Origin of the sequence: Kocuria sp. CPCC 205261 (assembly GCF_040981025.1) — a bacterium.
Taxonomy (GTDB): Bacteria; Actinomycetota; Actinomycetes; order Actinomycetales; family Micrococcaceae; genus Kocuria; species Kocuria marina.
Genome location: NZ_JAVKPU010000023.1, coordinates 1 through 10,811 on the forward strand (window position 1 = coordinate 1; position 10,811 = coordinate 10,811).

Annotated in this window: 9 protein-coding genes and 1 pseudogene; 6 read left to right on the top strand and 4 right to left on the bottom strand. The window is 67.8% G+C overall.

Translation table 11 applies throughout. The annotated features are described in order from the left end of the window. Positions 1-563: 563 nt before the first annotated feature. Positions 564-785: a hypothetical protein gene (locus RF646_RS13040; RefSeq protein ID WP_145007980.1), complete on the bottom strand. Its 222-nt coding sequence runs from the start codon at positions 783-785 to the stop codon at positions 564-566. 160 nt (positions 786-945) lie between these two features. On the opposite strand from RF646_RS13040, the gene RF646_RS13045 reads away from it, so the two are divergent. Beyond that, the gene (locus tag RF646_RS13045) at positions 946-1,083 is read left to right on the top strand and encodes a hypothetical protein (protein ID WP_368836210.1); all 138 of its coding nucleotides are present in this window, start codon (positions 946-948) and stop codon (positions 1,081-1,083) included. Positions 1,084-1,095: 12 nt separating this feature from the next. Here RF646_RS13045 and istB read toward each other — a convergent pair whose 3' ends face one another. The 3 genes and pseudogenes from istB to RF646_RS13060 all read right to left on the bottom strand — a co-directional run bounded on the left by istB (position 1,096) and on the right by RF646_RS13060 (position 5,295). Further along, entirely contained in the window at positions 1,096-1,875 is a 780-nt protein-coding gene (gene istB, locus RF646_RS13050) for an IS21-like element helper ATPase IstB (protein ID WP_368836211.1), read from the bottom strand. Then, a pseudogene (gene istA / locus RF646_RS13055) lies at positions 1,872-3,469 on the bottom strand (IS21 family transposase). Before istA ends, istB begins: the two are co-directional and overlap by 4 nt. Positions 3,470-3,594: 125 nt before the next feature. Continuing rightward, positions 3,595-5,295: a PucR family transcriptional regulator gene (locus tag RF646_RS13060; protein ID WP_368836212.1), complete on the bottom strand. Its 1,701-nt coding sequence runs from the start codon at positions 5,293-5,295 to the stop codon at positions 3,595-3,597. 93 nt (positions 5,296-5,388) lie between these two features. Here RF646_RS13060 and RF646_RS13065 point away from each other — a divergent pair, with 93 nt between their 5' ends. From RF646_RS13065 to RF646_RS13085, 5 genes are all read left to right on the top strand, one after another. Beyond that, complete coding sequence (locus tag RF646_RS13065) at positions 5,389-6,981, top strand: CoA-acylating methylmalonate-semialdehyde dehydrogenase (protein ID WP_368836213.1); 1,593 nt, start codon at positions 5,389-5,391, stop codon at positions 6,979-6,981. 24 nt (positions 6,982-7,005) lie between these two features. Continuing rightward, the gene (locus RF646_RS13070; protein WP_368836214.1) at positions 7,006-8,418 is read left to right on the top strand and encodes an aspartate aminotransferase family protein; all 1,413 of its coding nucleotides are present in this window, start codon (positions 7,006-7,008) and stop codon (positions 8,416-8,418) included. A gap of 39 nt (positions 8,419-8,457) precedes the next feature. Next, positions 8,458-8,586: a hypothetical protein gene (locus tag RF646_RS13075; protein WP_368836215.1), complete on the top strand. Its 129-nt coding sequence runs from the start codon at positions 8,458-8,460 to the stop codon at positions 8,584-8,586. Continuing rightward, complete coding sequence (locus tag RF646_RS13080) at positions 8,583-10,130, top strand: sodium/proline symporter (protein WP_368836216.1); 1,548 nt, start codon at positions 8,583-8,585, stop codon at positions 10,128-10,130. Before RF646_RS13075 ends, RF646_RS13080 begins: the two co-directional genes overlap by 4 nt. A 140-nt stretch (positions 10,131-10,270) precedes the next feature. Continuing rightward, positions 10,271-10,633 carry a hypothetical protein gene (locus RF646_RS13085; protein ID WP_368836217.1) on the top strand — a complete coding sequence of 121 codons (363 nt, stop codon included), beginning with the start codon at positions 10,271-10,273 and terminating at the stop codon, positions 10,631-10,633. The last annotated feature ends 178 nt before the right edge of the window (positions 10,634-10,811 follow it).

The following is a 10,811-nucleotide window of genomic DNA, read 5'->3' on the forward strand; positions in this document are numbered from 1 at the left end:
CGGCGGCGCAGGGGGCTGGCCACCAGCATCTCGAGTCCGGGAGGGTGTCACTAACGTCCAGCCCTCATACACCTAAGCGCGACCCCAAGCCGCCTAACACCGCGTCCACGATGTGCGGGGAACCACAAGCAAAGGCGGTTAGGCCACGGCGAGGGGCCTATCGGCAGGCCAGTGCGGACCTGGCCCCGGTCATCAACGGAGTCGTCGTGGATTCGATGCTCGTCGCTCCGACCGGGGACTTGGTGGTGTTCTTCCATCGCCCCGACGGGTCGCGATATGCCTGGGTCTATGACCCTCCGGCATGCCCCACCGATAAGGCGCAGTAGGTGGAGTACGCCCGCCTGTCCCTCCTCGGTGACCTCGTTCCTCCCGCCCACTGGGTGAGGACCCCAGCACGGAAAGACCTAGCACCGTGGACCCCGCAGTTCGGGGACGTGCTCTGGGCCGGCAAGATCGACCAGCCCAAGCTACCGACCGGATAGCAACCCCGACTGCGACGGGCTGTTCCTACGAGTAGCACTGGGGCCACTGAGCGCCCCGAAACTCTCGGCCCGATGCCCTCCCTACCCCTGAGGCCGGTGCCTCAAGGTGATGAGCATGTTCATGAGGCCCCAGAGGATCAGGGCCAAGCCGGCTGCCAGGCCGAGGCACTCGATGATGAGAATGTGTCCGTCCGAACCGGTTTGGTCGATCAAACTTGCCCGGGCGACGATGCCGGCCACCAGGGCGGCGGTCACCATGAGTCCCAGCAGCGCAAGTGCTAGGGAACGAACCAGATCGGTCATGGGCTCAATCTATCCACCGAATCGCAGAACACGTCCCCATGGAGCCGTAGCAAGCCGGAGCTCGAGGTCGCCGGAAGGGAACCCCAAATGCAACGCCGCTCTGGTGGTTGGTGTCCGAGAACCGGGCCATATGTAAAGGTTGCTCGCACTGTTCCCCCACGTGAGCTCCGCGTACATGCAGGAGGCAGCCGAAGTCAGGACAGCCCTCGGCTGCGATTCTTACATCGTTCCCATTGTCAACGGTCAGCGGGACTTCCTTGTGGGCGGTCAGGTGATCTCCCTGTCCGCGGACAGCTGATCTCCCTGCCGCTCAGTTCAGTGGGACGACCCCGCGGCCGGCGGTGGCGTCGGTGAGCCGCAGCGAGGTGCCCTCGGTGATGATGACGTGGGCGTGGTGCAGGAGCCGGTCCACGGCGGCGGTGGCCAGGGTCTTGGGCATGATCGTGTCGAACCCGGCCGGGTGGATGTTCGAGGTCACGGCGAGGCTGCGGCGTTCGTAGGTCGCGTCGACGAGGCGGTAGAAGGCCTCGGCGGCGGCCTGGCCCGAGGGCAGCATCCCGATGTCGTCGACCACGATGAGCTCGGCCCGGGTGATCCGGGCGATGGTCTTGCCGATCGAGCCGTCCGCCCCGGCCCGGCCGATCGCGGCGGTCAGGGATTCGAGGGTGAACCAGGAGACCCGCGTCCCGGCGTCGATGACCTGATGGGCCAGGGCCTCGAGGAAGTGCGTCTTGCCCGTGCCCGATGGCCCTGAGATCGCGAGGTTCTCCGCCCGGCCCACCCATTCCAGGGTGGCCAAGGCCGACTGGGTCGGGATCGAAGAGTCCGACTCGCGCCAGGACTCGAAGGTCTTCCCAGCGGGCAGTCCGGCGGCCTTGCGGCGGGCGGCTTTGGTGGCCTCGTCGCGCCCGCGGGCTTCCTCGGCCAGCAGCACCCGCAGCACCTCGGTGGGGTCCCAGCGCTGGGCGCGGGCGGTGGCCAGCACCTCGGGGGCGGCCGTGCGCAGGTAGGGCATCCGCATGCGCTTGAGCACCGCGGTGAGGTCGTCGGGCAGCGGCGGTGCTGCAGGGGCGGTGGTGGTCGTGTTCATTGAGCGGTCTCCTCGGTTGTGGGGGTTGTGCTGGTTGTCGTGCTGGCGCCGAAGGACGCCCAGGCGGCGGTGCCGGGCTGGGCGGAGTGGGTTTCGTCGGCGGCCACGAGTTCGGCGGCGGTGGCCCCGGTGGCCTGGTGGTCGCAGATCGCGGTCAGATCGCCCTCGCCGAAGCGCCCGGCGGCCGCGGCGATTCCGAGGGCGGCGTCCACGGGCCCGTTCCCGATGAGGGCGGCGAGCTCAACGGCGGCGGCCATCTTCGCCCGGATCCGGGTGGTCCCGGCCGCGGAGGCCTCGATCAGCCAGGTGTGCGCCCCAGCCCCCAAGGCTAGGAAGTTCTTCTCCGCCGCGCTGCGGGCTCGTGGCCGGGGCGGGCGTGGGGCACCAGTGGGGTCTTGGGGATGGTCGGGGTAGTGGGCCAAGTCGATCCGTGGATTGCCCGGGGTCGAGAGGCGGTGGCGGGCGACCTCGGTGAGCCCGGCGCGGCCGGCGGCCCAGCCCGGCATCGTGGGGAGGACGTCGAGGTCGGCCATGACCACCAGTTCGGCCCCGGCGACCCGCACCCACACCCCGCCCCGACGAGTCCGGGCGGGGTGGAGTAGCGCACCGAGCCGAACCGGATGGTCTGGTCGGTGCCCACCGTGCGGGTCACCCCCAGGGCGGTGGTGTGCGGAGCGGCCGGCAGTACGTGCAGGCGTTGCTGCTCCTCGGCCAGCGCCTCGGCGGGCACCCGGGCCGACTCCCGGTGGGTGCGTCCGTTGACCTTGGTGCAGAACGCCGTGCAGGCGGCCTCGAGTGCGGCGAAGGAAGCGTACTGCTCACGCAGGTTCGCCTCGGTGGGCACCAGATCGGCCTTGGCGATGCGCACCGTGGACTCCGACCCGCCCTTGGACTCGGGGTCGTAGGGCACGCAGGTGTGCACCTGGGTGCCGTAATGCCGGCCGGCTTGAACGATCTGCGGGTGGCGCACCGGCACCCCGGCCACGTGATCGACGGTCACGGTCCTGGGGTTGTCGGTGAGCACGTAGGTCGGCACCCCGCCGATCCGCGCCAGAGTCGCATCCAGGCACCCAATCAACGTCGGGAGGGTCTGGTCCCAGACCGGGATCACCACTCGGTAGCGTGACCAGGCCAGCCAGGCGCAGAACAGCCACGTGCGCCTCGGCGTCCCGTCGATCCCGGGAACCTTCGGGCCTTCGCCCCAGTCGAACTGCAACCACAGACCCGGCTCGGTGATCCAGGGCCGGTAGGTGCGCCGGTGCCCGGCCCGCCAGGCTGCCTTCACCTGCGCCACCGCCCGGCGGGTGGTGCGCTCGGTCCCCGGGAACCCCACCGCGACCAGTCGGGCGTGGACGACGTCGGCGCGGACCGTGCCCTGGCTGCGCTCGACCCACTCCTCGATCTTCGGCAGGTAGGCGTCGATCATCCGGGGCCGGCGGCCCGGCCCGGTCACCGGCCGGCCCGCATCCCGGGCGGCGGCGTAGCGGCGGACCGTCTTCGGGTCCACCCCGGCCAGGGCCGCGGCCGAGTGCGCCGAACCGGTGGCGTCGTAGGCTTCGAGAATTTCCATGATCTCCCTGTCAGACTTCTTCATGCGTCCCTCCGGCGGGTGGTGCTCCAGGTGGTCAGAGACCTCGAGCGAACACCCGGAGGGACGTCTGCGTAGGGACCGACACGAGGCTGGCCCCGGGGGCTGAGAACAGGGAGATCAGCTGTCCGTCAGCAGGGAGATACGTGTCCGCCTACAGGGAGATTGGCATGTCCGCTAGCACCCATCTGGCGATAGGCGAGGGCGGCACTGTAGAGGCTGGCGATCGTGTGGCCGTCATCGAGGGAGCGATTCAGCAGCTTCTCAATGATGGCGATGCGTTGGTAGAACACCGACCTGGACAGGTGGCTGTTGCTCGCGGCTCGGGTACGGTTTCCGGGATTCTCTAGGTATGCGGTGAGCACCTGGACCAAGTCCGTCCCACGGCGGGCGTCGTAGGCGAGCAGGGGCCCCAGGACCCGCTCCGCATACTCCTGTACGCGGGGATCGTCCCGGAGCCGGCTGAGGAGGAGCGGAAGCTCCTGGCCCGTGGCGCGCACCACTGTTCCCGCCGCGGGACGGCGTGAGTCGGCGGTCGTCAGGTGCAGAAGTTCGATGGATTCGTCGAGCGAGCTCAACAGACCCGGGACGTCGTGAGCCACCGATCCGGCCGTCAATTCGAGGTCGGTCTCCAGCTCGGCAGCAACGTGGGCGGCCAGCCGATCGACGTCGGCATCCGGATCGGAATGCCTCCGCGGGACGGACAGGGCTGCCAAGAGCATCGGCATGCCGAGATCCACCTGCGAGCAGATGGCGTCGGCGCCGATGGTCGCGGCGGCGGTCAGGACCGCGCTGCGCCCCCGGACGGCGTCCAGCGGTGTGATACTCCCGGTCCGGGACCGGCGTGGCCTCATGGAGACACCGATGAGGTGCCGGCCGTGGAGGGTCATTCCCGTGGCCGTCAGGCGGTGCGCAAGTGCGTCGAGGCCGGAGAGGCGCCGTGCCACGACGTCGTCGAGGAGCTGCTGATGGCTAAGTCGGAGCCATTCATCGGTCCCGTGGCTGGTCGCACGGTCCAAGGACAGCGCCACGGCGGCCTGGCTCAGGACGAAGTCGTCACCGCCCGAATGACCGCGTTCTTGAATTGCGATGAGGTACCCCCACCTTTTACCCCGGGCCTCCACGAAAGTGACGGATCGGGCCGGATTGCCGCGTTCGTGCGCTATGCGGGACCGGTTGCGCCAGTCGGCCAGTAGGGAACTGACATCCTCATCGAACGGGGAGTAGGTAACGACACGGTGCGAGAGGTCTTCGAGGACCACTGGGCCGCGGAGCAGTCGTGCCACCTCATGGACGATGTGGTCGGCGGGCGCTCCTACGCGGACGAGCTCGGTGAAGAGGGCATGGATGTCGTCCCGGGCCTCCAGGGCTTCCATCTGGGCGGCGAGGATGCGGCGATGGACCGCTTCGGTGATGGACACGAAGCGGACCCGTTGGTGTAGGGCGATCAACAGAAGACCTCGTTTCCGGCAGGCGTACGTAAGCTCTGCCGGGACAGTGCGATACCGGGAACCCAATTCCAGAACGAGCCCTGCCGTCCCCGCTTTCACGAGTGCCGTGACGTAGTCGGGCAGCTCATCCTCGCCAGGCCAACCCACGCCCGTAGAGAGCACCAGCTCCTGCCCGGACAGCATTCCCTCGACCGTGGGTCCGTCCATGACGTGGACCCATCGAACCGGCCGATCTAACCGGTCATAACCGGCCAGGACTTCAGGACGCCCGGCCATCACCTCAGGGGATTCAATGACTTCGCGCACGGTGGGCATATGCAAGCCCGCCGCTGGCGGACGGATCGTCCGAAACGTCGAAGAATCCGCACTGTCTGTTCTCATGTCGTACCTAGATTCTGTGCAAGTCTGGTCATTGAATCGTACTTGTGATGCAGAACACTTTGTCACTTTCCTTCACTCGAAAGGCTGCGAGAGATGTCTGACCGCAATTTGACTCAGGACGCCCAGGACACTAAGCACAGTGCCGAGCGCGAGGCCGCGAGCACGTCGCAGGACACCGCCGGGGGCGTGGGCCAGGATGTGACCGGCAACGTCGTCGAGCACTTCGTCGGCGGGGCCCGCCGAGGCGGGTCCGAGCGGACCGCGCCGGTTTACAACCCCGCGACCGGGCAGGTGGCCAAGCAGGTGCTGCTGGCCTCGGCCGAGGAGGTCGCCACGGCCGTGGAGGCCGCCGAGGCCGCCCTTCCCGGCTGGCGGGCCACGAGCATGGCCAAGCGCAGCGCGATCATGTTCAAGGTCGAGAACATCATCCGCGCACGCACCCCGGAGCTGGCCGCGATCATCACCGCCGAGCACGGCAAGGTCCTCTCCGACGCGGCCGGGGAGATCGCCCGCGGCCTGGAGAACGTGCAGTTCTGCACCGGGCTGATGCACCATATGAAGGGCGAGTACCTCGAGCAGGCCGCCACCGGGGTGGACGTCCACCAAACCCGCCAGCCGGTGGGCGTGGTCGCGTGCATCACCCCGTTCAACTTCCCCGCCATGGTCCCGCTGTGGATGATCACCACCGCGATCGCCGCCGGCAACACCGTGATCCTCAAGCCCTCCGAGCGGGACCCCTCCGCCTCGGTGTGGATCGCCGAGGCCTTCGCCGAGGCCGGCCTGCCCCCGGGAGTGCTCAACGTGGTGCACGGGGACAAGGTGGCCGTGGACGAGCTGCTGACCAACCCGCTGGTGAAGGCCGTGTCCTTCGTGGGCTCCACCCCGATCGCGAAGTACATCTACGAGACCGCCGCGGCTCACGGCAAGCGCGTCCAGGCCCTGGGCGGGGCGAAGAACCACATGGTGGTGATGCCCGACGCCGACCTCGACGGGGCCGCCGACGCCGCCGTCTCGGCCGCCTACGGCTCGGCCGGGGAGCGTTGCATGGCGATCTCGGTGGTCGTGTCCGTGGGCGAGGTGGCCGATCCGCTGATCGAGAGGATCACCGAACGCATCGGCAACCTCACTATCGGCCCGGGCACCGACCCGGCCTCGGAGATGGGTCCGCTGATCACGAAGGCGGCCCTGGACCGGGTCAACGGCTACGTGAGCGGGGCCGCGGAGGAGGGCGCGACCGTCGTCGTCGACGGCACGGCCCAGGAGTTCGAGGGCGACGGTTTCTTTACCGGGGTCTCGCTCATCGACCATGTGAAGCCGGGGATGAAGGTCTACGACGAGGAGATCTTCGGCCCGGTCCTGGCGGTCGTGCGCGTGGACAGCTACGACGAGGCCGTGCAGCTGATCAACGCCAACAACTTCGCCAACGGCACCGCCGTGTTCACCCGCGACGGCAAGACCGCACGGCAGTACGAGTTCGACATCGAGGTCGGCATGGTCGGGGTCAATGTCCCGATCCCCGTGCCGATCGGCGCGTTCTCCTTCGGCGGCTGGAAGGACTCCCTGTTCGGCGACACCCACATGTACGGCCCGGAGTCCTTCAACTTCTACACCCGCCGCAAGCTCGTCACCACTCGCTGGCCCGAGCCCTCGGAGTCCCAGATCAACCTGGGCTTCCCCACCCACTGAAGTTACCAGGAATAGGAGCACGCCATGAACACCGTGACCGACCCCCGCGGGGGTGCCGCTTCCTCGGCCGCGCCCGAGATTGAGGCACACGTACGCGCCGACGACCACTCCTACGTCTTTCACTCGTGGTCCGCGCAGGCCAAAATTGACCCGCTGCCCATCGCCGGGGGGCAGGGCTCGACGTTCTGGGACTACCAGGGCAAAGAGTACCTAGACTTCAGCTCCCAGCTGGTGAACCTCAACCTGGGCCACCAACACCCACGGCTGGTGCAGTCCATCCAGGACCAGGCGGGCAGGATGGCCACGATCGCGCCTGCGTTCGCCAATGACGTCCGCGGCGAGCTCGCCCGGTTGATCGTGGAGGCGGCGCCGGAGGGCTTCGCCAAGGTGTTTTTCACCAACAGCGGTGCCGAGGCCAACGAGAACGCCGCACGAATGGCCCGTCTGCACACGGGCAGGCGGAAGATCCTCTCCCAGTACCGCTCCTACCACGGGGCCACCAGCACAGCGATCTCCCTGACCGGGGACCCGCGCCGCTGGGCCAACGAGCCGGGGGACCCCGCCATCGCGCACTTCTTCGGCCCATATCTGTACCGCTCCGCCTTTCACGCCCAAACCGAGGAGGAGGAGTGCGCACGGGCCCTGGAGCACCTGGAACAGGTGATCGTTCTGGAGGGCGCCTCGACCATCGCGGCCATCATCCTCGAAACGGTCGTGGGCACCAACGGGATCCTGGTCCCGCCTCCCGGCTACCTGCCCGGGGTGCGAAAACTGTGCGACCGGTACGGGATCGTCTTCATCGTCGACGAGGTCATGGCTGGTTTCGGGCGGACGGGCACGATCTTCGCCGTCGAGAACTTCGGCGTGGTCCCCGATCTCATTACCTTCGCCAAGGGTGTGAACTCCGGATACGTCCCGCTGGGCGGTGTGGTCATCTCCGAGGCCATTGCCGCGACTTTCGACGAGCGTGTCTTCCCCGGGGGCCTGACCTACTCCGGTCACCCCCTGGCGTGCGCGGTGGGCGTGGCCACCTTCGAGGCGTTCGAGCAGGAGAACATCCTGACCCACGTCCAAGACCTCGCCGAACGGGTGATCCGCCCCCGGCTAGAGGACATGGCGGCACACCATCCCTCCGTGGGAGAGGTGCGCGGGCTCGGGATGTTCTGGGCCATCGAACTCGTGAAGGATCCCCGGACCCGCGAACCGCTCGTGCCGTTCAACGCCGCCGGCCCGGATGCCGCACCGATGAACGAGGTCGCCGCGGCTTGCAAGAGCGCGGGGCTGTGGCCGTTCACCCACTTCAATCGGATGCATGTGGCACCCCCGCTGGTGATCACCGAGGAGGAGCTGGTGCGCGGCCTGGAGATCACCGACTGGGCACTGGAGGTGGCGGACTCCCACATGCACACCGCGGACCACGCCGCCGCAAGGTCCTGAACCCCGCCCCCGATTCTCGTCTGGAAAGGAAGACCAGTCATGTTCAACCTCCCACCTTTCACCGGCTTCGTCCTCATGGCGGTGCCTGCCTTCTGGGTCGCCTACACCGTGGGGTTCCTCTGGCTCTCCCGCAACTGGAAGCATGAGGACAAGGACGTCGAGGAGTGAGCATCGAACTGGTTTTCCTGGTTGTCTACTTCGCCGCCATGGTGGGAATCGGCGTGTGGACCATGCGCCGCAGCAGCCAGGGTGCCGAGGAATACCTGCTCGGCGGACGTAGCCTCGGCCCCGGCGTCACGGCGCTGCGCCTGCAGAGCTCGTCCATGTCCGGCTACATGTTCCTGGGTGCCGGCTCCCTCGGGTACACCCAGGGCTACTTCGGCATGTGGTACGCCCTCGGCGACCTCGGCGGAGGCGTGCTCAACCTCTCCGTTCTAGGTCGGCGCATGCGCAAACTGTCCCAGATCCTCGGCTCCCTCACGTCGATCGAGTACCTGGAGCATCGCTACCCCTCCCGGTGGACCCGGGCCGTGGCAGCACCCATAGCGATTATCTGCATCTTCTTCTACGTCCTGGCCCAGTTCATCGCGGGCGGACGGGGCCTGGAGATGGTCTCCGGGGTGCCCTATCCCGTCGCCCTGGCCGTCGCCATTGGCATCATCGTGCTGTACACGTTCTTGGGCGGCTACCTGGCGGTGGCGTACACCGACTTCGTCCAGGCGATCATCATGCTCATCGGCATGCTGTGGATCCTCATCGCCACGCTCATCTCCGTGGGGGGCCTTACTCAGGGCAACCAGAGGATCGCGGAACTGGACTCCACGTTGCTGACGATGTGGGGCCAGGGCCTCGCTTACGAGGGCCAGTGGGGCATCGTCATCGGAGCCCTGCTGATTTTCTCCATCGGCTACATGGGATGGCCGCACGTGGTGGTTAGCCACATGGCGATGAAGCGGCCGAGCGTGGCCCGCACGGCCGGGGCCTACTCGATGATCTTCAACCTCCTCTTCATCCCGGGCCCTTACCTGATCGGCCTCTTCGCCCTGCTGCTGGTGCCGACCCTGGCGAACCCGGAGACGGCCGTCTTCGCGATGGCCGACGCCGTCCTGCCTCCGTTCGCCGTGGGCATCGTGATGGCGGCGATCATGGCAGCGATCATGTCCACGGCCGACGCCCTGCTGCTGCAGTCGGGCACCATCGCCAGCCAGGACATTTATGCCCGGTTCATCAACCGCAACATGTCCGACCGGCAATCGGTGTGGGTGTCCCGTCTGATCGTGCTGCTCCTCGCGGTCGCGGGCTTCGCCATCGCGGCGGTCGAGCCCCCGGCGGTGGCCGCCGTCGTGATCTTCTCCACGACGGTCCTGGGCAGCGCCTTCGTACCGGCCTACATCTGTGCGGTGTGGTGGAAGAAGGCCAACACGGTGGGGGCCATCACCTCGATGCTCGTGGGCACGATCAGCTCCGTGGGCTGGGAGCTCGCCGATCTGTCGACGGCCACGGGTCTGGACCCGATGGTGATCGGCATTCTCTGCTCCACGGCCGCAATGGTCGTCGGCAGCCTCGCGACCCAGGGCTCGCACCCCGTGCCCGAGCGCATCCAGCGGGCGCTGGACGAGACGAAGAGGATCGGGCCGATCCCCGCGGGCCTCATGCTGGGGCAGGACCGCAACCTGGCCGCCCAGGCCGAGATCGCGGGGCGCGGAGCATGACGACGTCCGGCTTTGCGCCCGCCGTTAGCGAGGAGCAGGCGTGGGATATCGTCCGCGCCAAGGCCCCGGGCCTGCGGTCCGGCCCGGCGACGCTGCGGCACCACCCGTTCTCCGGGTTCGTGCACCGAAGCCTCCGGCCCATGCCCGGCCGCCGCCACGACGACCGGGTGCACACCCTGGTGGACCGGCTCACCGGTAGCGCCTTCATCACGGCCCCCTGGCCCCAGCTGGAACCGGTCGACTTGCGCACCGCGGAATCGCAGGTCTCCGATCCCAGCTGGAACACCATCAGCTTCGAGGAAGCCCGGCGCCGTTCCACCCGGATCGTCAGAACCGCGACAATCCGGCGCGCCCCCCTGGTCAGCAGGATGGACATCGAGGAAGTCGAGTACCACGAGCTGCTCTGGAAGCCCAACTGGTTGCTGGACGGCACGCTGGGCGGGCGGCAGCTCAGAATTCTCGTGGACGCACTCAGCGGCGGATACTACGTCGTGGGGTCGTGAACCAGGGCCCACCCGACCAGCACCATCGTGGCCTTGAATTGCAAGCCGCCACATCCCTTTCGCGATCAGGCCAACCGGCCTCAGAGCCTGTTCCTGAACCTGGTGGACGCTGGGCTCGAGGCCGAGCTGGCGGGGTGGGCAGGTGGTAGAAAGGCGGAACTCCCGGTAGAGAAGTGAT

Excerpts from the sequence above, each read along its gene's own strand:
- RF646_RS13070 (WP_368836214.1), top strand. The coding sequence starts at position 7,006 with ATGAACACCGTGACCGACCCCCGCGGGGGTGCCGCTTCCTCGGCCGCG.
- istB (WP_368836211.1), bottom strand. The coding sequence starts at position 1,875 with ATGAACACGACCACCACCGCCCCTGCAGCACCGCCGCTGCCCGACGAC.
- RF646_RS13040 (WP_145007980.1), bottom strand. The coding sequence starts at position 785 with ATGACCGATCTGGTTCGTTCCCTAGCACTTGCGCTGCTGGGACTCATG.
- RF646_RS13065 (WP_368836213.1), top strand. The coding sequence starts at position 5,389 with ATGTCTGACCGCAATTTGACTCAGGACGCCCAGGACACTAAGCACAGT.
- RF646_RS13060 (WP_368836212.1), bottom strand. The coding sequence starts at position 5,295 with ATGAGAACAGACAGTGCGGATTCTTCGACGTTTCGGACGATCCGTCCG.
- RF646_RS13085 (WP_368836217.1), top strand. The coding sequence starts at position 10,271 with ATGCCCGGCCGCCGCCACGACGACCGGGTGCACACCCTGGTGGACCGG.
- RF646_RS13075 (WP_368836215.1), top strand. The coding sequence starts at position 8,458 with ATGTTCAACCTCCCACCTTTCACCGGCTTCGTCCTCATGGCGGTGCCT.